Origin of the sequence: Micromonospora terminaliae (assembly GCF_009671205.1) — a bacterium.
Lineage (GTDB): Bacteria > Actinomycetota > Actinomycetes > Mycobacteriales > Micromonosporaceae > Micromonospora > Micromonospora terminaliae.
The window spans coordinates 1,694,152-1,719,043 of sequence record NZ_CP045309.1 but is presented as its reverse complement, the minus strand read 5'-3'; the positions used below and the strand labels follow the sequence as shown (position 1 = coordinate 1,719,043).

Here is a 24,892-nt window from a genome sequence, read left to right as displayed (position 1 = left end):
TCGAAGTCAAGGCGGTGTGGTGTCGCCCGGCCGGTGCCTAGCGGGCGAGCACGTCCACGGCGAGTTCCCGCACCACCGACTCGTCAACCTCGACGCCGAGCCCGGGCCCGGCCGGCACGCGTGCGACACCTTCCTTGATCTCGACCGTCGCCCCGGTGGCGTAGGAGGAGGTGAGGAACTGCCGGCCGTTCAGGTCGACCGGGGTGTCGATGCCGTACGCGGCGAACAGGTGCAGCGAGGCGGCCAGCCCCAGGTCGGAGTCGGTGAGCCCGGAGCCCATGAGCCGCACCCCGGCGTCCACGGCCAGGGCGCAGAGCCGCCGGGACAGCGTCAGCCCGCCGCTGCGCTGCACCTTGGCGATCGCCACGTCCACCGCGTCGAGCTTCACGAACGTCGCCAGGTCGCTCGGATGACGCAGGCTCTCGTCGAGCGCCACGGGAATCGGTGAGCTCTCCCGCAGCCGGCGCTGTCCGGCCACGTCGTTGGCGGGCAGCGGCTGCTCGAACGCGGTGACGTCGTAGTCGGTCAGGCGGCGGGCCATCCGCAGCGCGCCGTCCACGGTGTAGCCCTGGTTGGCGTCCACCCACAGCGCCGCGTCCGGCGCGGCCTCGCGGACGGCCCGCACCACGGCGGCGTCCTCGGCCTCGCTGTGCAGGCCGACCTTCACCTTGAACGCCCGGTAGCCCAGGTCGCGGCCCTCGGCGACGGCCTCGGCGACCTCGTCGGCGGTCTGCCCGGAGACGATCCAGCCGAGCTCGATGGTCTCCCGGCGGCGCTGCCCCCAGAGCATCCCGACCGGTACGCCGAGAGCGCGGCCGAGCAGGTCGTGCAGGGCCACGTCGACGGCACTCTTGGCCAGCGGCGAGCCGATGGTGAAGCCGCGGTTGATGGCGCGGTCGAAGGCGGTGGTGACGCCGTCGAGGTCCCAGGCGGGTCGGCCGAGGATGGCCGGGGCGAGGTACCGGTCGATGGTGGTGACGATGGATTCGGCGGTCTCGTAGGTCCAGGCCGGGATGGGGGTGGCCTCGCCCCAGCCGGTGACGCCACCGGCGGTGACCTTGACGAGCACGCGGATGCTCGGCGTGCCGGCGACGGCGACGGAGCCGCCGGAGACGCCGAACGAGCGGACGGTGGGCAGCGCGACGGCGTACGTGTCGACCGCCTCGATGGTCAGGCCGGCGAGAGCGTTCACGAGCCCACCTTCGCGGTGCTGCCGCGCAGGACGACTTCGCCGCCCATCCGCAGGAGCCGGCGGCGGCGCCCGCTGTTCTCGGTGAGCGCCAGCTCCATGGCCTTCTCGCCGAGGCTCTGCAGCGGCAGCGCCACCGTGGTGAGCGGCGGGGTGAGGTCGCGGACGATGGGGATGTCGTCGAAGCCGGCGACGGAGATGTCGTTCGGGACGGACAGGCCCTGGTCGCGTAGCGCCGCGCAGGCGCCGATGGCCATGACGTCGGTCAGGGCGAACACGCAGGTGGCCGTCGAGCCCCGGGCGAGCAGCTCGGTCATGGCGCCGTAGCCGCCGTCGCGGGTGAAGGGCGCCTCGACGATGTCGGCCGGGTCGAGGCCCACGCCGGCCTTGGCCAGTTCCTCCCGGAAACCGCCGAGCCGGTCGGCGACCGTGGTGAGCGCGCGGGGTCCGGAGAGGACGGCGAACCGGCGGTGGCCGAGGTCGAGCAGGGCGCGGGCCATGGCGGCGGCGCCGGCCCGGTTCTCGGGCAGGACGCTGTCGACCTTCAGGCTGCGGTGCCGGCTGACCACGGCGACCCGGCCGCCACCGTCCAGGTAGGGCTTCAGCTCGGCCTCCAAGGCGCGTTCCCACCGGGCGTCCTCGAAGCCGGAGCCGATCAGCAGGATGGCCGGGGCGCGCTCGGCGCGCAGCATCGACACGTACGCGATCTCGCGCTCCGGGTCGCGGAAGGTGCTGGCCAGCATGACCAGCAGATCGTTCGCCCCGGCGACCCGCATGACCCCGCCCGCGACGGCGGCGAAGTAGGGGTCGGTGACGTCGTGGCAGATGACGCCGACGGTGCGGTGCGAGGCGCCGGCGAGGGCGCGGGCGTGCGCGTTGGGCGTGTAGGCGAGCTTCTCGGCGGCGGCGAGGACCCGGTCGCGCAGTTGCGGGGTGACGCGCATGCCGTTGAGGGCCCGGGAGGCCGTGGCCAGCGAGACGTCGGCGGCTCTGGCCACGTCTTCCAAGGTCACGTGCGCCCGTGGCTGCATCGGATTTCCCCCTGCGGAAGTTCTTGACCGGATTATTTCGGCGTGGTTACCGTAGCACCCTGAAAGCGCTTACTGAAAGCGCATTCAGGGCCGCTTCCCCGCCCTCACTGGGGTCCCCGGCCCTGCCGACGGCACGCGCCTACCCAGCGGCTGACACCCGGCGAAACCGCCGGCCAGCCAGGGAGAACGGAGGGTCATGGCCGCGCAGAGCACCATCGAGCAATCGGAGCGCACCACCGCTCCCGCCGGCGCCACCGCGTCGGCCACCCGCCGCCCCGGCGGGGCGGGCGCCGGCCTGCTCCGGTTCGCCCGTAACACGTGGCGCCCCGCCGCGGTCCTCGTGGCCATCCTGCTGGTCTGGTGGGTGGTCACCGCCGCGGAGCTGGTCAAGCCCTACCTGGTTCCCTCGCCCGGCACGACGCTGGACGTGGTCCTCGCCCAGCCGGGCTACTTCACCCACCACACCTGGATCACCACCTACGAGACGGTGCTGGGCTTCGCCATCGCCATCGTGGTCGGCGTGCTCTCCGCCGTCGTCATGGTCTACTCCCCCACCGTCGAGAAGAGCCTCTACCCACTGCTGCTGTTCGCCCAGGTCATCCCCAAGATCGCGATCGCGCCGCTGTTCATCGTGTGGCTCGGCTTCGGGCTCTCGCCCAAGGTCGTCGTCGCGGTCCTGATGGCCTTCTTCCCCATCGTCATCTCCACGGTCACCGGCCTGAAGTCCATCGACCCGGAGATGCTGCAACTGTCGGCGACCATGGGCGCGGGCCCGGCCCAGACGTTCCGGAAGATCCGGTTCCCCGCCGCCCTGCCGCACCTGTTCGCCGGCCTGAAGGTCGCCGCCACCATGGCCGTCACCGGCGCGGTCGTCGGTGAGTTCGTCGGCGCCAACGAGGGCCTCGGCTACGTGATCCTGCAGGCCAACGGCAACCTCGACACCCCGACCCTCTTCGCCGGGCTGATCATCATGTCGCTGCTCGGCGTGATCCTCTTCGTCGTCGTGGAACTGCTGGAGTACCTCGTTCTGCCCTGGCACGCCAGCCGCCGCACCGACGCTGCCACCACAACGCTGTGAACAGGAGAACCTTCGGATGAAGTTGCGTACTCTCGCCGCCGCGCTCGTGCCGGCACTCCTTCTGGCCACCACCGCCTGCGGCTCGTCCTCCGACGAGCAGGAGAAGAACGCCCAGGGCCTGGACAAGGTCACCCTGACCCTCAACTGGTACCCGTACGGCGAGCACGCGCCGTTCTACTACGGCAAGAAGAAGGAGATCTTCGCCAAGCACGGCATCGACCTGACCATCCAGGCCGGCCAGGGATCGCAGAAGACGATCCAGGCCACCGCCGCCGGGCAGACCGACTTCGGCTGGGCCGACACCCCGGCGCTGCTCTCGGCTGTCGGTCAGGGCATGGACGTCAAGAGCGTCGGCGTCTTCCTGCAGACCACCCCGTCGTCGGTGCAGTTCTTCAGCGAGAAGAACATCAACTCCCCCGCCGACCTCAAGGGCAAGACCATCGCGTCCACGGCCGGCGACGCGCTCAGCAAGACGTTCCCGGCGTTCCTCAAGGCCAACGGTCTGGCCGCCACCGACGTGACCCTGCAGAACACCGACCCGGCCGGCAAGATGGCCGCGGTCATGTCGGGCAAGACCGACGCGCTGCTCGGCTTTGCCACCGACCAGGGCCCGACCATGCAGGAGAAGGCCGGCAAGCAGGTCTCGTACCTGAAGTTCGCCGAGCACGGCCTCACCTTCTTCAGCAACGGCCTGCTGGCCTCCGGCGACACCATCAAGAACAAGCAGGACCTGGTCAAGCGGATGGTCGCCGCCAGCAGCGAGTCCTGGTCCGCCGCTGAGAAGGACGCGGCCGGCGCGGTCGCGGCGATGCAGGGCGCGTCCCAGCAGCTGCCGTCGGAGAAGGTGCTGACCGACCAGTTCAACGCGACGCTGCAGCTGCTGCACACCGACGCCACGAAGGGGCAGGCCCCGGGCGTCAACGACGAGGCCGACTGGCAGAAGACCATCACCGTCTTCGCCGACGCCGGTGTGATCACCAAGGCCGAGTCGCCGTCGAAGTACTGGGACGCGAGCTTCGCTCCGAAGGGTTGATTCTGATGACGGTCGGCAACACCACCACGCAGCGCTCCGCGGACGCCACGGCGACCGGCGCCGCGGTCGACATCGACGAGGTCGCGGTCCGGTTCCGCACGAAGAAGAAGGACGTCACGGCGCTGCGCGACGTCTCGCTGCGGATCGAGCCGGGCGAGTTCGTGGCCATCGTCGGCGCCTCCGGCTGCGGCAAGTCCACGCTGCTCAAGCTGGTGTCCGGCCTGCTGCGGCCGTCGTCCGGCCAGGTCCGCCTGCATGGCGAGGACGTGCGGGGGCCGCGGCGCGACATCGGGTACGTCTTCCAGCGCGCCGCCCTCCTGGAGTGGCGCACGGCCCGGCGCAACATCCTGCTCCAGGCCGAGATGCGGGGCATGCCGAAGGCGCAGGCACGCCAGCGCGCCGACGAGCTGATCGCCATGACCGGGTTGACCGGCTTCGAGGACGCGTACCCGAACGAGCTGTCCGGTGGCATGCAGCAGCGCGTGGCCCTGTGCCGCGCGCTGCTGCACCGCCCCCCGGTGCTGCTCATGGACGAGCCGTTCGGTGCGCTCGACGCCCTCACCCGCGAGCAGATGAACGTCGAACTGCGGCGGATCTGGCGGGAGACCGGCACCACCGTCCTGCTGGTCACGCACTCCATCGCCGAGGCGGTCTACCTGGCCAACCGGGTGATCGTCATGACCCCTCGACCCGGCACCGTCGCCGAGGTCATCGATGTCGACCTCCCCGTCGAGCGGGACTACGGCCAGACCATGTCGGCGCCGGAGTTCGCCCGCGCCACGGGACGCATCCGGGACCTGCTGGGTGCGACGACGACCGCCGAATAACCACTGGAAGGACACACACGTGGAGCGCACGTCAATCGGGATCATCCTCAACGGGGTGACCGGCCGGATGGGGTACCGGCAGCACCTGGTCCGGTCCCTGCTCGCCATCCGCGAGCAGGGCGGCCTGCCCGCCCGCGACGGCAGCCGCATCTGGCCCGAGCTGACCCTGGTCGGCCGCAACGAGGCCAAGCTCGCCGAGATCGCCGCCCGGCACGGCCTGACGTCGTACACGACCGACCTGGACGCCGCGCTCGCCGACGACTCGTACCAGATCTACTTCGACGCGCAGGTCACCGCGCAGCGGGAGAAGGCCATCCGGGCGGCCATCGAGGCCGGCAAGCATATCTACACGGAGAAGCCGCTGGCCGAGGGGCTGACCGGCTCGCTGGAGCTGGCCCGGCTCGCCGTGGCCCGGGGCGTCAAGAACGGTGTCGTGCAGGACAAGCTGTTCCTGCCCGGCCTGCGCAAGCTCAAGCGGCTGGTCGACAGCGGCTTCTTCGGCCGGATCCTGTCGGTGCGCGGCGAGTTCGGCTACTGGGTGTTCGAGGGTGACTGGCAGGACGCGCAGCGGCCGAGCTGGAACTACCGCGCCGAGGACGGCGGCGGCATCACGGTGGACATGTTCCCGCACTGGCACTACGTGCTGGAGCAGATCTTCGCCCCGGTCACCGCGGTGACCGCGCACATCGCCACGCACATCCCCGAGCGGGTGGACGAGACCGGCCAGACCTACCGGGCCACCGCCGACGACGCCGCGTACGGCATCTTCGAGCTGGCCGGCGGCATCACCGCGCAGATCAACTCCTCCTGGGCGGTCCGGGTCTACCGGGACGAGCTGGTGGAGTTCCAGGTCGACGGCACCCACGGCAGCGCCGTGGCCGGGCTGCGCGAGTGCCGCATCCAGCACCGCGGCGCCACCCCCATGCCGGTGTGGAACCCGGACCTCCCGGTCACCGAGCCCTTCCGCGCCCAGTGGCAGACCGTCCCCGACAACGAGGACTTCGACAACGGGTTCAAGGTGCAGTGGGAGGCGTTCCTGCGGCACGTCGTCGACGACGAGCCGTTCCCGTGGGACTTCCTGGCCGGCGCCCGCGGCGTCCAGCTCGCCGAGGCCGGGCTGCTCTCGGCGCGTGAGGGGCGGCGGGTCGAGATCGAGGAGATCCGCCTGTGACCGCCCGCATCACCCTCCCGCGCGCCGACGGCGGCGCCGAGGAGCTGACCCTGCGCGAGCCGGCCGGCTGGCGGCGGCCGGCCACCCCGCCGGCCAGCCGGATCGCGTACGCGGCGGCGCACGTCGTCGCCGACCCGCACGCCGACAACGCACCGGGCCGGCCCGCCCGGCTGGACTGGGACGCCACCCTGAACGTGCGGCGCAACCTCTGGTCCTGGGGCCTCGGCGTCGCCGAGGCGATGGACACCGCCCAGCGCGGTATGGGGCTGGACTGGGCGGCCACCCGGGAGCTGATCCGGCGCAGCGCCGCCGAGGCCGCCGCCTGCGGCGGGCGCATCGTCGCCGGCGCGGCCACCGACCAGCTCACCGGCCTGCCGGACACCCTGGACGAGGTCGTCGGCGCGTACGCCGAGCAGGTCGCCTTCGTGCAGGGGTGCGGCGCGACCCCGGTGGTGATGGCCAGCCGGCAACTCGCCGCGCTGGCCACCGGGCCGGACGACTACCTGAGCGTCTACGAGCAGGTGCTGCGGGAGACGTCCACGCCCGTGGTGCTGCACTGGCTCGGCGACATGTTCGACCCGGCCCTCACCGGCTACTGGGGGTCGACCGACCTCGACGAGGCGACCAAGACGTTCGTGTCGCTGGTGCAGGCGCACGCCGACCGGATCGACGGGGTGAAGGTGTCGCTGCTCGACGCCGAGCGGGAGGTGCGGCTGCGCGAGCTGCTGCCGCCCGCCGTGAAGGTGTACACGGGCGACGACTACCACTACCCGGAGCTGATCGCCGGCGACGGCCGGCGGTCCAGCCACGCGCTGCTCGGCGCGTTCGCGGCCATCGCGCCGGCCGCGTCGGCCGCGCTGCAGCGCCTCGACGCCGGTGACGTGGCCGGCTTCCGGGCGATCCTGGACCCGACGGTGCCGCTGTCCCGGCACGTCTTCGCCCCGCCGACCCAGTACTACAAGACCGGCATCGCGTTCCTGTCCTGGCTCAACGGCTTCCAGCCCGGCTTCACCATGGTGGGCGGGCTGCACAGCGGGCGCAGCGTGCCGCACCTCGTGGCGGTGTTCCGGCTCGCCGACGCAGCCGGGCTGCTGCTGGACCCGGACCTGGCCGTGGCGCGGATGCGCCGCTACCTGTCGGTGGCCGGGGTGTCGGCGTGAGCGCCGGCATCGACCCACGGCTGGCGAAGCTGTCGCTGAACCAGCGCACCACCGAGTCGTGGTCGGCACGGGAGGCCGTCGAGGGCTGCGTCCGCGCCGGCATCCCGGCCATCGGGCTGTGGCGCGAGCCGGTCGCCGAGATCGGGGTGGCGACCGCCGCGAAGCTCGTCGCCGACGCGGGGCTGCGGGTGTCGTCGCTGTGCCGGGGCGGCTTCCTCACCGCCGGCGGCGAGGCCGGCCGGGCCGCGCTGGAGGACAACCGGCGCGCCATCGACGAGGCCGCCGGGCTGGGCACGGACTGCCTCGTCATGGTCGTCGGCGGCCTGCCGCCCGGCTCCCGGGACCTCATCGGCGCCCGCCAGCGGGTGGCCGACGCCCTCGCCGAGCTGGCCCCGTACGCGGGCGAGCGGGGTGTGCGGCTGGCCCTGGAGCCGCTGCACCCCATGTACTGCGCCGACCGTGCGGTGCTGTCGACTCTCGGGCAGGCGCTCGACCTGGCCGAACCGTTCCCGGTCACGCAGGTGGGGGTCGTCGTGGACACCTTCCACATCTGGTGGGACCCGGACGTCTGGCGGCAGATCGCCCGGGCCGGTGACCGCATCGCCAGTTTCCAGGTCTGCGACTTCCTCACCCCGCTGCCCGCCGACGTGCTGCTCGGCCGCGGCATGATGGGCGACGGGCACATCGACTTCCCGCCGTTCCGGCGGGCCGTCGAGGAGGCCGGCTACACCGGGGACACCGAGGTGGAGATCTTCAACGCCGAGGTGTGGGCGACCGACCCCGACGAGGTCCTCGCCACCATGAAGGACCGTTACCTCCAGCTCGTGCTCGCCGACTGATGCGGGTCGTCGTCGCCCCCGACTCGTTCAAGGGCTCCGCCACCGCCGACGAGGCGGCGCGCGCCCTGGCCCGCGGCTGGCTGGCGCGGCGGCCGGGCGACGACGTACGGCTGGTCCCCCTGGCTGACGGCGGCGAGGGCACCCTGGACGCCTTCGCCGCCGCCCGGCCCGACGCCGAACGCCGCACGGTGACCGTGCCCGGGCCCGACGGCCGGCCGGTCAGCGCCGCCTGGCTGCTGCTGCCGGACCGGACCGCGGTGCTGGAACTGGCCCGCTCCAGCGGGCTGCCGCTCATGGCCTCCCCCGACCCGCTCGGCGCGCACACCTACGGGCTCGGCGCCGTGGCGCGGGCCGCCCTCGACGCCGGGGCCACCCGCCTCGTCGTCGGCCTCGGCGGCTCCGCGTCGACCGACGGCGGCACCGGCGCGCTGCGCGCCCTCGGGCTGCGCCTGCACGACGACCTCGGCCGTGACCTGCCGCTCGGCGGCGCCGCCCTGGCCGGCCTCGCCGGCATCGACACCACCGACCTACGGCCCGCGCCGCCCGGCGGCGTGCGGCTGCTGGTCGATGTGACCGCGCCGCTGACCGGCCCGGCCGGCGCCGCCGCCGTCTTCGGGCCGCAGAAGGGCGCGCAGCCGGCGGAGGTGACGCTGCTGGACACCGCGCTGCGCCGGTTCGCCGGGCTGGCCGGCGGCGATCCCGACGAGCCGGGCGCCGGCGCGGCGGGTGGCACCGCGTACGGGCTGGCCGCCGTGTGGGGGGCCACCATCGTGCCGGGCGCGACGACCATCGCCGGCCTGGTGGGGCTGCCCGGCGCGCTAGCCGCCGCGGACGTGGTGCTCACCGGTGAGGGACGGTTCGACGAGACCTCGCTGACCGGCAAGGTGGTCGGTTCGCTGCTGGACTCGGCCGCGGCCGCCGGGGTCCGCGTCGCGGTGGCCGCCGGGCAGGTCGCCGGACCGGTGCCCGGTTCGGTGTCGGCAGCGGTGTCCCTCGTGGAGCTTGCCGGGTCGGTCGACGCGGCGCTCGGTGACCCCGGGCGGTGGCTCACCGAGGCCGGCGCCCTGCTGGCCGGCCGGCTGTCCACCTGAGTCCCCGCCCGAACTCGGCATGGTCAGGCGGTGTGCGTCACCACGGCGGCCACGAGGGCGTCCCAGTCCTGGCTGCTCACCGCAGGATGAGTACGGCGGCTCATCCGCCCGACGCCGCGAGCCCGCATGCTCGTGATCATGGAATCTCGACGCCGGCTCAGCTTGGCTACCGCTCTGGTCCTGGCACTCATGCTCCCCACGTGTGAGTTGGGTTCGACGCCGGAGGACGTCCGCCGGGAGGCCAACACCAGGGCCGTCAGGGACGCGAGCGCGTCGGCTGCCTCCCAGCTCAACGGGATCATCGCCCGCCTGGTCGAGCAGACACCGGCGTTGAGGCCGGTCGCGACGTCGACGTCCGACACCTGCCACGCGGGCGACACCAACGGCTCCTTCCCGCACGACCCCTACCGGCTTCGCTGCACCCGGCATGAGACCAGGTACTTCGGCGTCCGGGGAGAGCTGCCCGATGTGGTGCGTCAGGTGCACGCGGGGGCGAAGAAGGCCGGCCTGATGACGCTCATCGACGCGAGGCGGGACGGTGTCCGGACCCCTTCCGCCGGCAACGGCGAGATTGACGGCGGCCAGCTGTTGGGCCCACCGGACTCGATCTATGTCGCGCCAGGGTACGACGGACGGCTCCACATCGCGTGGTCACAGGCGAGCGACCCGAGGCCAAGCGCCGCTCCCCTGGAACTCCGGTGGCCGGTGGTGTTCCAGGACGACCGCCCAGTCGACGTCGACTCCCTCTGGAACGGTCCCCTGCGGGGACAACGGCACCTGATCATGATCGTTTCGACGGTGACGTACCACGAGGTTCCGTGGCAGTGACGGAGAGGTTGGGCGACGCGCTCGCCGACGCGGACGTGGTGCTCACCGTTCGCGGTGGACTTCTTCACGTACCCGCCCAGAGCGGTCAGCGGCGCACCCGATAGCGCACGTGAAGCACCCGGTTGCCGCGAATCACCGCGTCGGGATCCTCCAGCACGTGCTGCGCGTCGACCGACCCGAAGTAGCGCTTGCCGGACCCGAACACGACGGGTACGACGTCCATGCGCACCTCGTCGACCAGGCCCGCGGCGAGCACCTGGCCACCGACGTCGCCAGCGGCGACCTCGACCACGCGGTCACCCGCAAGCTCCTGCGCCTTGGCCACGGCCGCCTCGACGCCGTCGACGAAGTGGAACGGCGCTTCGGGGTGCCAGCCCTCGGGCCTGCCCCGGTGGGTCACGACGACGACCTGGTCGACCCCGCCCGGAGGCTTCCCGTCCCAGCCGTCCGTCATGTCGAAGACGTGGCGGCCGACGACTGTCACCCCGATCTGGTCCCAGTACGGCCGGGTGTAGTCGTAGGACGTCTGCGACACCTTCAGCTCGCCGCTCTCGTCCAACGGGACGTCACCGCTGGACAACCAGTCGAACAGCGGTCCGGGCTGGTCGTTCTCGTCCGCGACGAAGCCGTCCACCGACACCGAGCTGTACATGACCACCTTGCCCACGGGGCTCTCCTCTGCCTGAAGGTGCCCCCAAGCTAGCGTGTGGTGAGCTGTCGCTCTTGTAAGAAATCAATCGGCCGGCAGCGGCCAGCCGTCCAGCACGTGGCCGGGATGTTCGCGCAGGAACCGCCGCCGGATTTCGACGTAGCGGGTCGGCGTGAGCCCGGTGAACGACCGGAACTCGTGGCCGAAGTGGGCCTGGTCGAAGTAGCCTGCGCCACCGGCGAGGTCGCCCCAGTCGATCGGTCCAGCGGGATCGATCGCGAACACGGTGGCGGCGAAACGGTAGGTGCGGGCCAGCCGCTTCGGGGTGACGCCGATGAGCTCCTTGAACCGCTGCGCCAGATGAGTGCCGCTGACACCGGCTGCCACGCTCAGGTCACCGATCGCCACGGCCCCGCCGGCCGCCGCGATGACGCTGCTGGTGTGGCCAACCAGCCCCAGGCCGGCGGTCTCACACAGCCGTCGCATCAGCTCGTCCTCGAGCACCGTCAGCATCTCGTGGGGTCCGTCCGCCGTGGCCAGCCGGTCTCGCAGCTCAGCAACGGCGGGCCGGCCCCACACCTGCTCCACCGTCACCGGCCGGTCACACAGCTCGGCCACCGGCATCGGCAGGAACGGCGCCAGCCCCCACGGCTTGACGTGCACGCCGACCGACCGGGTCCGGAGTGGGTAGCCGAACTCCAACGCGCGGGTGGGCGTGGTGACCACGCAGCCGTCGGCGTACTCGGCCGTCTCGATGTCGGTGCCGGCGCGGATCCGGAACGGCGCCCCGAGGTTGACGATGAGCAACGCGGCCGGCATCGGCGGCAGCGTCAGCCGGGCGTACGGCGGCGCGCCTTCCAGGTAGTAAAGATCGTCGATCAGCCCGTCCAGCGGCGGTCGCGGCACTCTGGACACGTACTGCACGTCCACAGCATCGCAGACGCCATCAGCCGCGCCGGCTGCGAAAGTCGCTGTCCGGTCATCGGAGCACACTGGTAGAAAGCCGGAGTGCACAAGACCTTGACGTTCTCTGATCATCTGCAGCTCATTGAGGAACGGTCGACCGCCTTCCGCGCCGCGGTCGCCGCGGCGCCCAGCCTCGACGTGCCGGTGGTGACCAGCGATCCGCATGCTTTCCCCGAGCGGACGCTGTTCGACCTCGTCCGACACGTGGGTATGGCCCGCCGCAAATCAGCCGCCATCGTCGCCGCGGGGCCTGCGGACGCGCCCCCGGAGAAGTCGGCCTGGGACGACGGCACGGGTGCGCCTCGGGAACGCGAGGCACTGCTGACCTGGTGGACCGAGTCCATCGAGCTACTGACGAGCACGCTGCGTGAGGCCGGCCCGGATCGCGGTTGTTGGACGTGGTGGGGTGACTCGCCGTCACCGCAAACCTCCGGTGCCTGGGCGCGGCGACAGGTCCCCGAGATCGCGGTGTACACCTACGACGCCCAGCTCACCGTGGGTGCCCCGCAACCGCTACCAGACGAGGTCGCCCTCGACGGTTTCGACGACTGCCAGTTCACCCTCTGCGCAACGACGGTCGCCTGGCCACACCAACCCGCCGTCGTCGATTACCACGCCACCGAGGGCCGCGCCTGGCGCCTGCGGCTGTCCCGCGACGGGGCACGGGTCGCCCGCCTCGGCGAGCCCGGTGTCGGCGAGGAACCGGAGAAGGCCGACGCCTCCGCCCGGGGCACGGCCAGTGACCTGGTCCTGATGTTCTACGGCCGCATACCGCTGGATTCTTTGAAGCTCGAAGGCGACCGTCGCATCTTCGATCAGCTCATCGCCTGGGATCCGTCCGTGTAACAACGATCCATGTAGGACCGGTGCGCCTCCAGCAACTCGCGGCGCAGTGACATCGAGCCGCCCCGGTCGCGGTGGTAGCAGAAGAACTGCATGGCCCGCATCCTCGCCTGCGTGCGATCCCGCAGACGCTGGCAGGGCCCGCGCCGACCTGGCGCGGGCCCTACCTCCTGTCCGGTCAGCTCCGGCCGGACAGGTTCGACGATCGTGCGAGGTGGAAATGTGGTGTTACCGCGTGCACTCGAGCTGGCGCAGGTCCACGGCGTTGGCCATCGCCTCGTAGCCGGCGTCGCTCGGGTGCAGGTGGTCGCCGACGTCGTACGCCGGCAGGAACCGCTTCGGGTTCGCGGGATCACGGGTGACCTGGTCGAAGTCGATGACCCCGTCGAACTCGCCGCTGGTGCGGATCCAGGTGTTCACCTGCTCGCGGATGGCCTCCTTGGCGGGGCTGTAGTAGCCGGCGCCCTCGAACGGTGTCAGCGTGGCGCCCAGGATGCAGGTCTGGTCGGCGTGGGCGCGGGCGATCAGGATCCGGTAGGCCGAGATCAGCTGGTCGGCCGAGGTGGCGACGCCACCGCCGATGTCGTTGATGCCCTCCATGAGGATCACGGTGCGCACGTCGGGCTGGGAGAGCACGTCCCGGTCGAACCTGGCCTGGACGTTCACCCCGGCGCCGTCGGTGAGGACCCGGTTGCCGGAGATGCCCTCGTTCATGATCGCGAACTGGTGTGCCGGGGGCTGGTCGGCGATGCGGCGGGCCAGGTAGTTCGGCCAGCGGCGGTTGGCATCGCGCGTGGACCCGTAGCCGTCGGTGATCGAGTCGCCGAGCGTGGCCACGGTGTCGACCTGCTGCGGGGCGTCGACGACCAGCGCGTCGACCCAGTACCAGCGGGTCGCCTGCTGCGTGAAGGCCGTACCGTCGACGTCCGCGGCGTGATCGCCGGCCGCGGAGACGTAGTTGGTCTGCATGGCCAAGTTGTGCCCGGTCAGGGTGCCGCTGGCGCCCCGGACGTGGATGCTGACCGTGAGGTTGGTGTCGCCGGGCACGTCGCCGGGCAGCGGGTCGCTGAGGACCTCGGCGCCGTTGGGAACGGTCACGCTCGTGCTGCCGGCGAAGGTGACCTGCCGGTTGCTGCCCGGTACGACGGCGGCGCCCGTGCTCTGCAGGCCGACGTGGACGGAGTCGAAGGTCACGATGCGGTCGCCGAACACGTTGGACAGCGAGATGCGCAGGTTCTTGCCGCCGATGCTCGTGTGAACGATGTTGCGGACGGTCTGGTCGGTGAACGACCCGCCGGTGCGGTCCGCGCTGGCGCCCCAGGTGACGACCTGGTCGGTGGTGACCGAGGCCGCCGGTGTGGAGGCGTCGGAGTTCGGTTCGGCGGCGACCGGTCCGGTGAGGGCGGCTACCGTTGCGAGGCCGGCGGCGACGGCGAGGCCGGCGGCGACCAACGGCATGCGTGATCGGTTCATCAGGAATGACTCCCTCAGTGGTGGTGGTTCCGGGTTTTGACCCTTGCCCGATGCAGGGGAAAGGCCGCGAGCGAATGGTCGACCATGGACCGTTCGGCAGTCAGACGCCGGGATCGCCGGCCGTTCAACTGAATGCCAACGCATAGATCACATTAATTGCTCTTGCGGCGACGTGCAGCAGTTTGATCCCGGAGTTGAGTTGAACGGCGTAAATCGAGCGATGAGCGGTTCCCGCGTGCCGACAAGCGGCTGCTTTCACCATCTGCTCGACAGATCCGCCGACGTTGTCCTGGCTGGCCGAGCGCTCGTGTCAGCGCACACCGTTGCCCGGTCGCTCGTTCCGGTCTGTCGATATGCGACCACGACACCAGATAGCGGGGAGATAGCCCGTTGATGTCGTCGGCAGGGTGGTCAGGCCGGCGAAATCCGGTCAACGCGGTGTGCGATGTCAGCAAGTCCCACCGCAGCCGGAAGAGGGCCGGCCCGGTGCGATTGACCGGCCGGCCGCCCATGCGGAGAAATCGAAGGTAGTTCGTTGAATTCGCCGCGAGAATCCTCGCCTGCGGCACCGCCGGTCCATTGGGGAGCCGACGGCGCCGCAGGGGTCGGGACTACTTCAATGACAACATCCAGTCCCGCAGCTGGCGGGCCTGGCGGTCGAGTCGGGCACGCGCCGCCTCGCTGCCGGCCGCGGGGTTACCGGCGATCGCGATGATCTGGTTGAGCGACGTGGTCGCGGCGGTGTAGTTCAGCCCGAGGTAGGCGGCCTGGGCGTCGTCGAGCAGCGCGGAGGCGGCCGCGGCCGACTCCGCGTCCAGGTCACCGGCGGCAGCGTCGCCGCTGATCAGCGTCCGGGTCTGGCGGAAGGTCGAGCAGTTCGCCTCGGTCTGCCCGGCCGTCCAATGGATGCCGCCCAGCAGCATCCGCGTGAACGGGTCGCGGTAGTACTGCGCCCGGTCGTGGCCGAGGATGAGCGAGAACTCGCGGCCGCCGTCGAACTCCTGGCACCAGGCGATCGGGTGGTCCCCGTCCATCAGGCGCAGCGGGTTCGTCGCGGCGTTGCCACTGTTGAGGCTCCGCTGGTACGACGACTCGTCGAGGCTCAGCAGCGTGTGCACCTCGGCGCGGGGGTTGTGGTCGAAGTTGTACAGCTCGTCGATGGTGAGCCACGTCTTCGGCAGGTGCGCAACGGCGGGGTTCGTGCGGTCCTCGGTGTTGACCCGCACGTTGATGCAGCTGCCGCAGGTCCCCTCGCCGTTCTGACCGCCCGGGTGGTTGGTGAACCACGCACCGACCAGGTCGCGGTACCAGGGCACGTTGTGAATCGCGTCGGACGCGCCGTGCAGCCCGAGGTACCCGCCGCCGGCCCGGATGTATCCCTGGAGGGCGGCCAGCTCACTGGCGTTGAGCGCGTCCGCGTCCGGCGCGCTGTTCGGGTTCGTCCCGTCCACCGGCGAGGAGAAGATGATTGTCTTGTATTTCGCCAGGTCGGCGGCGGAGGTGAACGGCGTGCTCGGCAGCGACGCCGGGGCGAGCCTCGGGTCCCAGACGTCGACGTCGAAGCCGTACTGCTCGCCCAACTGCTCGACGAGCAGGGCGGTGTCGGGGATGTGGTCGTGCCGGAAGCCCTTGGTGGCCGAGAAGTACAGCACCCTGTAGCCGGCGCCGGGGAAGTTCGTCGAGGCCGCGAGCGGCCGCGCCGCGGGGATCGGGTCCGGCCCGGCGGCCGGCGTGACGGTCATCCCGGTCGCCGGTTCCTCCGGCAGCGTGCCGGTGACCTGCTGCTTCAGGTAGCGGGCGTCACCGACCACGGTGTCCCGGGCGGCACCGGGTTCCGTCGCGCGCTGCGCGGCGGCGGCGAACTGGTTGAGGGCGCGCACCGCACCGTTGGCGTCGCCCGCGCCGGCCAGGCTGGCCGCTTCCGCCAGCGTGGCGCGCAGGCTGTCCCCGGCGGCGGCGCTGATCGCGCCGCTGGTGACGAAGCCGGCGACGAGGGCGTCGAGATCGGCGTAGGACGTGGTCACCACGAACGACTGGTCGAATCGCGCCGCGTTGCCGGCCGCGTCGCTGGCCACCAGGCTGATCGAGTGCCCGCCGGTGGCCAGGGTGGAGGTGGCGACGGGCAGTGGGGTGACCTCGGTTCCGTCGATCCACATGCGGTGGATGAAGACTCCCCCGGAGCCGGGCGCGGGGTCGGTCCGGGTCGGGATCAGCGTCGCGGTGTGACCGACGTGCCCGTCGACGATGCCGGGCCAGCTGACCACCGGCGCCACGGTGTCGAGGCGGACGGTGATGGTGCGGACCGCCTCGGCCGAGCCGTCGCCGCCGATGGCCCGGTACCCGACGACGGTGGTGCCCTGCTGGGTGATCGGGACCGTGCCGGCCAGGCTGGCGGGGTACGGGGCGGTCGCGGACGCCGCGGTCTGGAACGGTGCCGAGTTGCCGAGCCGGTACTCCAGGCGTTGGACCCCGTTGACCGCGTCGGTCGTGGAGAGGTTCACGCTGACCGGGTCTCGGTACCAGCCGTTGGTGCCGGTGGCGGCGGTGGGGGTGAGGACGGCCGGCGCGCTGGTGGGCGCGGCCCAGGCCGGGGTGCCGACGGCGAGGGAGCCGGCGGACAAGGACGCCGCCGGCAGGACGGCAGCGACCAGGCAGCGCAGCAGACGCCGTCGGGTGCCCGCTCGGGCGTGTGATCTGAGGGCTGGTGCGACCGGAGGTTGGCTGGACATGTGGTTCCTTTCCAGTTCCGGAGCGGAAGTGGAGGCGGATCTCAACGAGCCAAGCGGGTGTGGTGCTCCCAGCGAGAGGCTATCGCCGGAAACTGCCGGAAGCTAGACGACTACCGTGGAAACTTCGCGTCGAATCATCAAAAGTGAGGACCGTACTGACCTAAAGCCAGAGAAGATCGCTCCGTTTCGGTCAGTGGGCCCAGACGCGCCGAGGGCGGCGGCATGCTCGCCGCCGCCCTCCACGTTGTCCCTCCGTCAGGCCGCCGGCGTACCGGTCACCGTGAAGAGACGGGTGCGGCCGATGTTGTCGAACGAGCCGAAGCCGACCCGGCCGGAGGTGAAGGTCGTGTCCTTCGCCGTCAGCAGCGGATCCTTGTGCCCGTCGACGTAGACGGCGATCTCACCGGTGGCGGGCAGGTGCACGACCCGCACCTTGTGCCAGTCGGCGTCGGTGATCGCCGGGTTGGCGCCCCGGGAGCGCCCGTTCCACTGGTGGTCGATCCGTTCCCGGTCGGCGTTGTTGACCTTGAAGATGCCGTTGTGCGGGTAGATCGTGTTGTCGGTGGACAGGTGCGCGTAGTAGTACTGCGTGTCCGACTGCCAGCCGAAGACGATGATCACGTCCCGGTTGGTGACCTCCACGGGGGTGTCGAGGCGCACCCGGGCGTCGATCTGGACCGACGAGAAGGCCGGACCTTTGTTGAGGATGGCGTACTCGAACGGCCGGCGCGGGCCGGGTCGGCTCACGCCCGCCTCGGCGAGGATGACCTCGTCGCCGTCGAACTGCCACTTCGACGGGGTCACCGGCGTCCAGTTCTGCGCGCCGCCGGTGTGGACGACCTTGGTGTGGCCCACGTCGCCCTCCGCCACCTTCTTCGTGCCGACCACCTTCCAGATCTTCCCGTTGGCCTTGGCCAGGATGTAGAGCTCACCCTCGGCGTCGGTGCCGAAGCGCAGGTCGACCCGGTTCGGGTCGCCGGGCGCGCCCGGGCTGGACAGGTCCTGCATGCGTACCAGGTCGCCGGCGGTGGTGTACAGGGCGAAGCGGTGGATCGGGGCGAGCCCCGTGCCGCGGCGCATCTCGTTCGCCTCGGTGTAGAGCACCCGGCCGTCGACCAGGTCACCGAAGACGTACTTGCCGATCAGGGCTGGCACCGTGTGTCCGCGGTAGACGAACCCGCCGGCCACCGCGACGCCGACATCCGAGGTGCAGTTCCAGCCCGGGGCCGGGTCGTGGTCGTACGCGGCGACCGGATAGGTGTAGCCGTACTTCGCGTCGTCGGCCGGCAGCGGGTAGAGCTTGTCGCACGGCTTGGTCGCGGTCTTGTCGAAGACCCAGTTGCCCTCGCGCTCGCTCCAGCCGAAGTTGTCCCCGGCCTGGACCTCGTAGATGGACTCGACGGCGTGCTCGCCGATGTGGCCCAGGTACATCCGGCCGGTTGCCCGGTCCCAGCTGAAGCGGTGCGGGTCGCGGAAGCCGACCGCGTAGATCTCACCGAGCGCGCCGTCCCGCCCGACGAACGGGTTGTCGGCCGGGATCCCGTACCGGCCGTTGGGGGCGTTGGTGCCGCGCGGGTCGATGCGCAGCAGCTTGCCGTGCGGCATGCCCATGTTCTGCGGGTCGCCGTTGCGGTAGCCCTGGCCGCCGTCGCCGACGGCGAGGTAGAGCATCCCGTAGTCGGGGTCGCCCGGCTTCGCGGTCGGGTTGAAGTTGATTTCCTGGACGCCGTGGATCTGGCCGCCGAAGCCGATCCGCAGCACCTCGCGGTGGGTGCCGGCGAAGGTGTCCGCCGCCGGGTCGCCGGCCGTCCACTCCGTGATCACGGCCTGGTAGATGGTGTTCGGCTGGGCGTAGTCCGGGGTCCGGGTCGCCAGCGAGGCCTGCTCGGTGTGGATGGTGTAGAAGCGGCCGTTGCGCCCGAACTCCGGGTGGAAGGCGACGTACCCGAAGCCCTGGCCGAGACCGCGGCCGGAGAAGAACTGCGGCGCGAAGGTGGCCGCCACGTCGAGGTAGACGTGCGGCGTGCCGTTCTCGACGAGGTACAGGTTGCCGTTGAGGTCCGGCACGGCCCGGCGGCCGGAGCCGTCGGGCAGCTCGCTGATCGTGTTGATGCGGGCCTTGCGCACCAGCCGCGCGTCGACCGGCGCGGGGTTCGGCGTGGACTGCGGGAAGCTGGCGTACTCCTGGAGCACCAGCCCCAGGTGCGACTGGATCTGCGACTCGGGGATCGGGTCGTAGACGGCGCCGTCGGCCCGGGCGGGCCCGGCGACCAGGGTGGACAGGACGAGGGTGGCGGCAGTGACCCCGGCGGTGACTGCGGCTCTGCGGAGCCTGCCGGTGCTGCCAGCGCGAATGAACACGCGGTTCTCCTTCTCGGTGGGACGGTCCGAGGAACGGTCAGCGGGCCATGTAGCGGTACTGCTTGGCGATGTCACCCGCCGGGATCACGCTGTCGAGGAACATGAGGCCGTCCATGCGGCAGTCGCACGGGTTTCGTTCCAGGTTGTTCTGCGGGAAGCTGCCGCCGATCTTGATGCCGCGGGAGTCGGTGGCGCTGGTGACGTGCGGGCCGGGGCCGTTGAGCTGCCACGGGTCGCCGGCGGTGGTGTAGAAGCCGTCGACCGGCTCGCCGTTGCGGTAGAGGGCCATGGTGCCGCTGGTGAAGTCGTAGGTGGCGGCGAGGTGCACCCACTCCCCCTTCGGCAGCAGGGTCCGCCAGTCCTCGTTGGCCGCGAAGGTCTGCGAGGCGCCGCCGTCGACGCGGCGGCCGAGCGCGACCAGGCGCAGCTCACCGCTCACGTCGATGAGTTCCAACAGGGCCCGCACGCCGTGCCCGTCGGAGTCGCCGGTCAGCACACCGGCCAGGCCGATGGCGTTGTACCGGTCGGTCGGGTTGGCGGTGACCGAGTTCAAGGCCGGGCCGTCCATGTCCCGCTTGAACCAGCCCATCACGGTCGTGCCCTCGGCGCCGCTGAACGCGCGCAGCGTCCGGACGCCACTGGACGACCAGATGCCCGCCTTCCAGTCGTCGTTGCCGGCGGCCTGCGGGTTGACCTGCCGGGTCTGCAGCGCGTCGCCGCTGCCCTTGTACGCCTGGTCGGGCACCCGCATGGCCGTGCCACCGTTGACCAGCTCGATCTCGGTGCCGGAACGGCCCAGGTCCCGCTCGAGCGCGGGGTCGCCGTCCACCGGGTGGTCGAAGTCGTAGAAGGCCACCAGGTGCGGCCAGAGGGCGGGGTGGACGTCGTGCGGTCCGGGCCGGTCGGCGCGGGCCGGGCTCGCGGCCGCGGTGAGCGCCAGCGCCAGCGCGGCGGTGGCGGCAAGAGCGGCGCGTCGAGGTCTTCTCATGGGGAGGTGCTCCCTTCGTCGGTGCGGTGGTGCGGTGACGAAAGCGCTTACGCACCGGGCGTGGATCGGTGCCCGGAGGTGGAGTCGGGGTGGGTCGGGACAGGACGGTCCGCCGTGCGGCCGGCCGGACGGCCGAGGCGGCGCCGCGCTTACGAAAGCGCTTACGTAAGCGCTTTCGTACCCTATGCTGTGCCCTACGCCACACGCAAGAGCGCGGCGCGGATCAATGTCTGCCAGGAGTTACCCATGCCCCGACCCGGACCACGGTTGCGTCTCGTCGACGTGGCGGAACGCGCCGGCGTCTCGCTGGCGACCGCCTCCCGCGCCCTCGCCGGCCGGGAGGGCGTGAGCGAGGAGGTGGCCCGGCACGTCCGGCAGGTCTCCCGGGAACTCGGCTACGTCGCCAACCCGTACGCCCGCACACTCGCCGGCGGCGCGAGCACCACCGTCGGCCTGATCGTCCACCAGATCGACGACCCGTACTTCTCCGAGATCGCCAGCGGCGTCCTCCAGGTCGCCGCCGAGGAGGGGCTGCTCGTCCAGATCGCACACTCCGGACGCGACCCGGAGAACGAGCTGCGCCAGCTACGGCACCTCATCGCCCAGCAGGTCGGGATCATCCTCATCGCCGGCTCCGGCTACGACGACCCGCGCGTCGAGGCCGAGGCCCGCGCAGAGCTGGCCGGCTTCCAGCGGGCCGGCGGCCGGGTCGCGGTCATCGGGCGGCACGCCCTGGGCGTCGATGCGGTGGTGCCGGACAATGAGGCCGGTGGCCGCGACATCGGCGCCCACCTGCTGGCCCTCGGGCACCGGCGGATCGCCGTCGCCGCCGGCACCCCCGGGCTGACCACCGTGGCCGACCGGCTCGCCGGGGTGACCGCCGCGCTCGCCGCGCACGGGCACTCCCCCGACGACCTGGCCGTCGTCCACTCCGACTTCACCCGCGACGGCGGCCGGGTGGCCACCGAGCGGATCCTGCACTACCACCCGGAGAGCACCGCGATCATCGCGCTCAACGACGCCATGGCGATCGGCGTGCTGTCCGTCCTGCGGTCCCGGCGGATCCCGGTGCCGGAGCGCGTGTCGGTGGTCGGCTTCGACGACGTGTCCGTCGCCGCCGACCTGGCGCCCAGCCTCACCACCGTCCGGCTGCCGATGACCGAGATGGGGCGGATGGCGCTGACCCTCGCGCTGAAGCCGAGGTCGACCCGGCCGCGGCGGCGCTCCACCGGTCACACGCTGATCGTCCGCGACTCCACCGGCCCGGCGCCCGCGCCCGGCGCCTGACCGGGGGGTGCTGCGACACTGGTGCCACGAGGGAGGAGCGCAGCCATGCGGGCAACCACCGTCGTCAACCTCAAGGGCCACCGGGACGACCCGGCGTACGCCGACGTGATCTACGTCGGGCGGGCCATGTCGCGCGGCGGCTGGCGGCTGCCGCAGTCCCCGCTGTCCAGCCCGTACCGCCCCGGCCCGGACGGCACCCGGGACGAGGTGATCGAGAAGTACCGGGCGTACCTGCTGGGCCGGCCCGACCTGCTCGCGCTGCTGCCCGACCTGCGCGGGCGCCGGCTCGGCTGCTGGTGCGTACCGGAACGCTGCCACGCCGAGGTGATCGCCGAACTCGCCGACGCGCCGCCCCGCTGAGCCCGGAGGGCCTGGAAGTCAGCCCAGCTTCTTGCGCAGGGTCTCGAACGCGAGGTCCGGTCGCAGCGGCACGCCGAACCGCTCGTCGCCGTACGGGAAGGGGCTCAGCTCGCCGGTGCGGACGTAGCCGCGCCGCTCGTACCAGGCGATCAGATCGGCCCGCTGCGTGATCACGGTCATCCGCAACTCGCCGCCGTGCCACTGCTCCCGCGCGTAGCGCTCGGCCTCGGCCAGCAGGTCGCGACCCAGCCCGCCGCCCTGCCGCCCCGGCGTCACCGCGAACATCCCGAAGTAGACGTGGTCGTCGCGGCGCTCCAGGTGGCAGCAGGCGACGATCCCCGTGGCGTCCTCGACCACGAGCACCGTGCCATCCGGGCCCGACACCGCCTCGGCCACCATGTCCGGGTCGGTGCGCTGGCCGGCGAGCAGGTCGGCCTCGGTGGTCCAGCCGGCCCGGCTGCGCTCCCCGCGATACGCCGACTCCACCAGGTCGACGAGGGCCGTCACGTCGGCGGGACGGGCGGTGCGGACGGTACGCGCGCTGGTCATCGGCGGTCTCCACGGTCACGACGGCTCACCGCGCCAGCGTACGCAGCCCGCGACGGCGGCACGGGCGCCGGGCCGTGTGGTGACGGCCCGGCGCCCGCCGGGGTCAGCCGTGCTTCTGCTGGCAGGGCACGCAGAGGGTGGCGTGCGGCAGCACCTCCAGCCGCTCCACCGGGATCGGCGCGGCGCACCGCTCGCAGCGGCCGTAGCCGCCGTCGGCCATGCGGCGCAGCGCGTCGCCGATCTGCCCCAGGCTCTGCCGGGTGGCCGCGATCAACGCGGCCCGGGTGTGCGCCTCGCCGGGGTCGCCGGTGTCCGCCGTGAGTTCGGTCAACCGGGCCGTCTGCGCCGCGAAGTCCTCGCTCAGCGTGGCCCGCAGGCGGGTGAGCCGGTCGTCGTGCAGGTCGGTGCCCATCTGGATCCCCTTCCAGGAAAAGAAAAAGGGCCGAAGCCGGATGGCTTCGCCCTGGGTGGCCGTACGCGGATGTTCGGGGATCCGGTGGGCCACGGTCGGTGGGGATCGGGCTCGGCAGGCCGTGGATGGGCGCGACGGAGCGGGTGCCCGCCGGACGGGCGGGCACGGCCTCGGGACGCCGGCGGCAGGCAGCAGCGGGCGCCGCCGTGGTGACGGCGGTCGCGGACACCTGCCCGGCCGGGTACATCCGCCCACCATAGGCGAGCCCACCGGGTTCGCCAACGACTTTGCCCACCTGCCTGCGCGCCGGCCCGGAGGCGGCCGTTCGGCAGGTCCGCGCCGCCGATCGAGACCGGTGGCCGGGCCGCGCGGACGAACGGGATGTCCGGCCACCGACAGGCCGGTTCCCGTTGACCCGCCGGCTGCGGTATTCCGGGAGGTGACCCTCCGCCCACACCCCGGAACAGAGCGGAGCGCCGACGTGTGGATCACCACGGAAACACTGCCGGAGGCCGTACCCCCGCACCCGGCCGGCTGGCGGCTGCGGCTGCTCGGCGGCTTCGCGCTCGACCGCGGCGGCGATCCGGTCGCCCTGCCCGCGACGGCGCAGCGGCTCGTGGCCTTCCTGGCCGTGCGCGGCGCGTCGGACCGGGCCCGCACGGCCTGGTCGATGTGGGCCGGCAAGCCGGAGGACCGGGCCTCGGCGGACCTGCGGACGGCGCTGTGGCGGCTGCGCAAGGCCGCACCCGGGCTGCTCGCCGACTCCACCGGCGCGCTGGCGCTGGCCGCCGGGGTGACGGTGGACACCCGCTCCCTCGCCGGCCGGGGCCCGGTCGACCCGGAGTTCTTGCGCCGGCACGCCGCCGCGGGCTGCCCCGACCTGCTCCCCGGCTGGTACGACGACTGGGTGCTGATGCACCGGGAGCTGCTGCGGCACCGGGCCTTGCGGGCGCTGGAGGACGCGGCCGGGGCGGCGATCCGGGGCGGTGACCCGGCCGCCGGGCTGGGCTGGGCGCTGGAGGCGGTCGCCGCGGACGCGCTGCGGGAGAGCGGGCACCGGCTCGTGCTCACCGCGATGCTGGCCAACGGGAACGTGAGCGACGCGCTGCGCCACGCGAATCTGGTGGTCCGGCTGCTCGCCGAGCAGTTGGGGGTGCGGCCCTCGCCTCAGTTCATGGCGCTGATCGACGAGGCGCGCTCACGGTCGGCCGTGGCCGCCGGGCGGGCGCGCGGGTAGGCGTCGAGCAGCGCGCCCAGCCGCGGGTCGGGTTCCAGGTCCAGCTCCCGGGCCAGCAGCCGGCGGTAGGTGTCCAGGCCGCGGCGGCCCTCCACCCAGTTGCCCTCGGCCAGGTGCGCCTCCAGCAGCACCCGCTGGGCGCTCTCCCGAAGCGGCTCCGCTCCGGCGGCGGTGAGCGCCACCTCGACCGCCTCGGCGCAGCGGCCCGAGGTGACGAGGTGCCGGCTCATCGCCTCCATCCCGTGCAGCACCCGCTGGCGGACCCGCTCCCGCTCGGTGAGCACCCAGTCGTCGTACCAGCCGGGGAGCAGGTCGAACAGGATCCCGCCGGTGGGCAGCGCGGACAGGTCGGCGCCCGCCGGGCGGCCCGCGATCAGCCGACCGGCCCAGGCGGTGACGAGGTCGATGTCGACCAGCACGCCGGGCCGGAACGCCAGGTGGTGCCGGTCCACCCCGATCAGGCCGACGTGTGCCTGGTTGAGCCGCCAGAGCGCCGAGCGCAGGTTGCCGGCCGCGCGGGAGTCCGGGGCGTCCGGCCACAGGGTGGCGGCGGCGTGGCCCCGATCCAGGCGGCGGCGGTGCAGGGCCACGTAGACGAGCAGCCGCTTGCTGCCCTCAGGCACGTCGTACCAGCGGGTGCCGTGACTGACCCGGACGTCACCGAGCAGACGCAGCACCGGACCGGACCCGGCCGGCTGGTCGGCGACGAGGGCGTCCACGAAGTCGGCGGTCATCCGGGACCTCCCCTGCGGCGCGGGCCTGGCCCCGGCAGGGTAGAACGCGGTGCGTCA

The 24,892-nt window shown here is 72.1% G+C and carries 24 protein-coding genes; 12 read left to right on the top strand and 12 right to left on the bottom strand.

Translation table 11 applies throughout. The features are described from left to right. Positions 1 to 37: 37 nt before the first annotated feature. Both GCE86_RS07775 and GCE86_RS07770 read right to left on the bottom strand, forming a co-directional pair. A complete protein-coding gene (locus tag GCE86_RS07775) occupies positions 38 to 1,192 on the bottom strand; it encodes a mandelate racemase/muconate lactonizing enzyme family protein (RefSeq protein ID WP_154226308.1) in 1,155 nt (384 codons plus the stop codon). Then, complete coding sequence (locus tag GCE86_RS07770) at positions 1,189 to 2,187, bottom strand: LacI family DNA-binding transcriptional regulator (protein WP_244317225.1); 999 nt, start codon at positions 2,185 to 2,187, stop codon at positions 1,189 to 1,191. The genes GCE86_RS07775 and GCE86_RS07770 overlap by 4 nt, the downstream gene beginning before the upstream one ends. Positions 2,188 to 2,416: 229 nt before the next feature. On the opposite strand from GCE86_RS07770, the gene GCE86_RS07765 reads away from it, so the two are divergent. The 8 genes from GCE86_RS07765 (at position 2,417) to GCE86_RS07730 (ending at position 10,247) form a co-directional block, all read left to right on the top strand. Then, complete coding sequence (locus GCE86_RS07765) at positions 2,417 to 3,298, top strand: ABC transporter permease (RefSeq protein WP_154226306.1); 882 nt, start codon at positions 2,417 to 2,419, stop codon at positions 3,296 to 3,298. A 16-nt stretch (positions 3,299 to 3,314) separates the two neighbouring features. After that, on the top strand, positions 3,315 to 4,331 hold the full coding sequence (locus GCE86_RS07760) for an ABC transporter substrate-binding protein (RefSeq protein WP_154226305.1): 1,017 nt from the start codon (positions 3,315 to 3,317) through the stop codon (positions 4,329 to 4,331). Between the two features lie 5 nt (positions 4,332 to 4,336). Beyond that, positions 4,337 to 5,158, top strand: coding sequence for an ABC transporter ATP-binding protein (locus GCE86_RS07755; protein ID WP_154226304.1), 822 nt, complete (start codon positions 4,337 to 4,339; stop codon positions 5,156 to 5,158). Positions 5,159 to 5,177: 19 nt separating this feature from the next. After that, a complete protein-coding gene (locus GCE86_RS07750) occupies positions 5,178 to 6,329 on the top strand; it encodes a Gfo/Idh/MocA family protein (protein ID WP_154226303.1) in 1,152 nt (383 codons plus the stop codon). Then, positions 6,326 to 7,489, top strand: coding sequence for a dihydrodipicolinate synthase family protein (locus GCE86_RS07745; RefSeq protein ID WP_154226302.1), 1,164 nt, complete (start codon positions 6,326 to 6,328; stop codon positions 7,487 to 7,489). Before GCE86_RS07750 ends, GCE86_RS07745 begins: the two co-directional genes overlap by 4 nt. Next, positions 7,486 to 8,328 (top strand): sugar phosphate isomerase/epimerase family protein, encoded by an 843-nt coding sequence (locus GCE86_RS07740; protein WP_167537031.1) that lies wholly within the window; start codon positions 7,486 to 7,488, stop codon positions 8,326 to 8,328. Before GCE86_RS07745 ends, GCE86_RS07740 begins: the two co-directional genes overlap by 4 nt. After that, positions 8,328 to 9,419 (top strand): glycerate kinase, encoded by a 1,092-nt coding sequence (locus GCE86_RS07735; protein ID WP_154226301.1) that lies wholly within the window; start codon positions 8,328 to 8,330, stop codon positions 9,417 to 9,419. Before GCE86_RS07740 ends, GCE86_RS07735 begins: the two co-directional genes overlap by 1 nt. A 126-nt stretch (positions 9,420 to 9,545) precedes the next feature. Beyond that, positions 9,546 to 10,247 (top strand): hypothetical protein, encoded by a 702-nt coding sequence (locus tag GCE86_RS07730; RefSeq protein WP_154226300.1) that lies wholly within the window; start codon positions 9,546 to 9,548, stop codon positions 10,245 to 10,247. Positions 10,248 to 10,332: 85 nt separating this feature from the next. Here the strand turns inward: GCE86_RS07730 and GCE86_RS07725 are convergent, their stop codons facing one another. Beyond that, the gene (locus GCE86_RS07725) at positions 10,333 to 10,914 is read right to left on the bottom strand and encodes a dihydrofolate reductase family protein (protein ID WP_154226299.1); all 582 of its coding nucleotides are present in this window, start codon (positions 10,912 to 10,914) and stop codon (positions 10,333 to 10,335) included. A gap of 66 nt (positions 10,915 to 10,980) precedes the next feature. Then, positions 10,981 to 11,934, bottom strand: coding sequence for a helix-turn-helix domain-containing protein (locus GCE86_RS07720; protein WP_204342862.1), 954 nt, complete (start codon positions 11,932 to 11,934; stop codon positions 10,981 to 10,983). A gap of 66 nt (positions 11,935 to 12,000) precedes the next feature. Here GCE86_RS07720 and GCE86_RS07715 point away from each other — a divergent pair, with 66 nt between their 5' ends. Beyond that, a complete protein-coding gene (locus tag GCE86_RS07715; protein WP_244317224.1) occupies positions 12,001 to 12,708 on the top strand; it encodes a maleylpyruvate isomerase N-terminal domain-containing protein in 708 nt (235 codons plus the stop codon). Here the strand turns inward: GCE86_RS07715 and GCE86_RS31965 are convergent. From GCE86_RS31965 to GCE86_RS07695, 5 genes are all read right to left on the bottom strand, one after another. After that, complete coding sequence (locus tag GCE86_RS31965) at positions 12,678 to 12,800, bottom strand: YciI family protein (RefSeq protein ID WP_239543051.1); 123 nt, start codon at positions 12,798 to 12,800, stop codon at positions 12,678 to 12,680. The genes GCE86_RS07715 and GCE86_RS31965 overlap by 31 nt on opposite strands. A gap of 133 nt (positions 12,801 to 12,933) precedes the next feature. After that, positions 12,934 to 14,178, bottom strand: coding sequence for an SGNH/GDSL hydrolase family protein (locus tag GCE86_RS07710; protein ID WP_154226297.1), 1,245 nt, complete (start codon positions 14,176 to 14,178; stop codon positions 12,934 to 12,936). A 611-nt stretch (positions 14,179 to 14,789) separates the two neighbouring features. After that, positions 14,790 to 16,799 carry a ThuA domain-containing protein gene (locus GCE86_RS07705; RefSeq protein WP_154226296.1) on the bottom strand — a complete coding sequence of 670 codons (2,010 nt, stop codon included), beginning with the start codon at positions 16,797 to 16,799 and terminating at the stop codon, positions 14,790 to 14,792. A gap of 363 nt (positions 16,800 to 17,162) precedes the next feature. Continuing rightward, positions 17,163 to 19,268: a PQQ-dependent sugar dehydrogenase gene (locus GCE86_RS07700; protein ID WP_154226295.1), complete on the bottom strand. Its 2,106-nt coding sequence runs from the start codon at positions 19,266 to 19,268 to the stop codon at positions 17,163 to 17,165. 37 nt (positions 19,269 to 19,305) lie between these two features. After that, positions 19,306 to 20,256 carry a LamG-like jellyroll fold domain-containing protein gene (locus GCE86_RS07695; RefSeq protein ID WP_154226294.1) on the bottom strand — a complete coding sequence of 317 codons (951 nt, stop codon included), beginning with the start codon at positions 20,254 to 20,256 and terminating at the stop codon, positions 19,306 to 19,308. A 246-nt stretch (positions 20,257 to 20,502) separates the two neighbouring features. Between GCE86_RS07695 and GCE86_RS07690 the strand changes: the two genes are divergently transcribed. Then, positions 20,503 to 21,543 carry a LacI family DNA-binding transcriptional regulator gene (locus GCE86_RS07690; protein ID WP_154226293.1) on the top strand — a complete coding sequence of 347 codons (1,041 nt, stop codon included), beginning with the start codon at positions 20,503 to 20,505 and terminating at the stop codon, positions 21,541 to 21,543. Between the two features lie 45 nt (positions 21,544 to 21,588). Beyond that, positions 21,589 to 21,903, top strand: coding sequence for a DUF4326 domain-containing protein (locus GCE86_RS07685; protein ID WP_154226292.1), 315 nt, complete (start codon positions 21,589 to 21,591; stop codon positions 21,901 to 21,903). Between the two features lie 18 nt (positions 21,904 to 21,921). On the opposite strand, the gene GCE86_RS07680 is transcribed toward GCE86_RS07685, so the two are convergent. Beyond that, positions 21,922 to 22,452, bottom strand: coding sequence for a GNAT family N-acetyltransferase (locus GCE86_RS07680; protein ID WP_154226291.1), 531 nt, complete (start codon positions 22,450 to 22,452; stop codon positions 21,922 to 21,924). Between the two features lie 103 nt (positions 22,453 to 22,555). After that, positions 22,556 to 22,864, bottom strand: coding sequence for a TraR/DksA family transcriptional regulator (locus GCE86_RS07675; protein ID WP_154226290.1), 309 nt, complete (start codon positions 22,862 to 22,864; stop codon positions 22,556 to 22,558). A gap of 481 nt (positions 22,865 to 23,345) precedes the next feature. Here GCE86_RS07675 and GCE86_RS31570 point away from each other — a divergent pair, with 481 nt between their 5' ends. Further along, positions 23,346 to 24,101, top strand: coding sequence for an AfsR/SARP family transcriptional regulator (locus GCE86_RS31570; protein WP_163636899.1), 756 nt, complete (start codon positions 23,346 to 23,348; stop codon positions 24,099 to 24,101). Here the strand turns inward: GCE86_RS31570 and GCE86_RS07665 are convergent. Beyond that, complete coding sequence (locus GCE86_RS07665; RefSeq protein ID WP_154226288.1) at positions 24,032 to 24,835, bottom strand: AfsR/SARP family transcriptional regulator; 804 nt, start codon at positions 24,833 to 24,835, stop codon at positions 24,032 to 24,034. The genes GCE86_RS31570 and GCE86_RS07665 overlap by 70 nt on opposite strands. Between the last annotated feature and the right edge of the window lie 57 nt (positions 24,836 to 24,892).

What these genes read in the sequence shown, in the direction of transcription:
- GCE86_RS07665 (WP_154226288.1), bottom strand. Translation starts at nt 24,835, where the DNA reads ATGACCGCCGACTTCGTGGACGCCCTCGTCGCCGACCAGCCGGCCGGG.
- GCE86_RS07730 (WP_154226300.1), top strand. Translation starts at nt 9,546, where the DNA reads ATGCTCGTGATCATGGAATCTCGACGCCGGCTCAGCTTGGCTACCGCT.
- GCE86_RS07765 (WP_154226306.1), top strand. Translation starts at nt 2,417, where the DNA reads ATGGCCGCGCAGAGCACCATCGAGCAATCGGAGCGCACCACCGCTCCC.
- GCE86_RS07680 (WP_154226291.1), bottom strand. Translation starts at nt 22,452, where the DNA reads ATGACCAGCGCGCGTACCGTCCGCACCGCCCGTCCCGCCGACGTGACG.
- GCE86_RS07685 (WP_154226292.1), top strand. Translation starts at nt 21,589, where the DNA reads ATGCGGGCAACCACCGTCGTCAACCTCAAGGGCCACCGGGACGACCCG.
- GCE86_RS07755 (WP_154226304.1), top strand. Translation starts at nt 4,337, where the DNA reads ATGACGGTCGGCAACACCACCACGCAGCGCTCCGCGGACGCCACGGCG.
- GCE86_RS07760 (WP_154226305.1), top strand. Translation starts at nt 3,315, where the DNA reads ATGAAGTTGCGTACTCTCGCCGCCGCGCTCGTGCCGGCACTCCTTCTG.
- GCE86_RS07710 (WP_154226297.1), bottom strand. Translation starts at nt 14,178, where the DNA reads ATGAACCGATCACGCATGCCGTTGGTCGCCGCCGGCCTCGCCGTCGCC.
- GCE86_RS07690 (WP_154226293.1), top strand. Translation starts at nt 20,503, where the DNA reads ATGCCCCGACCCGGACCACGGTTGCGTCTCGTCGACGTGGCGGAACGC.
- GCE86_RS31965 (WP_239543051.1), bottom strand. Translation starts at nt 12,800, where the DNA reads ATGCAGTTCTTCTGCTACCACCGCGACCGGGGCGGCTCGATGTCACTG.
- GCE86_RS07720 (WP_204342862.1), bottom strand. Translation starts at nt 11,934, where the DNA reads ATGATCAGAGAACGTCAAGGTCTTGTGCACTCCGGCTTTCTACCAGTG.
- GCE86_RS07735 (WP_154226301.1), top strand. Translation starts at nt 8,328, where the DNA reads ATGCGGGTCGTCGTCGCCCCCGACTCGTTCAAGGGCTCCGCCACCGCC.
- GCE86_RS07695 (WP_154226294.1), bottom strand. Translation starts at nt 20,256, where the DNA reads ATGAGAAGACCTCGACGCGCCGCTCTTGCCGCCACCGCCGCGCTGGCG.
- GCE86_RS07675 (WP_154226290.1), bottom strand. Translation starts at nt 22,864, where the DNA reads ATGGGCACCGACCTGCACGACGACCGGCTCACCCGCCTGCGGGCCACG.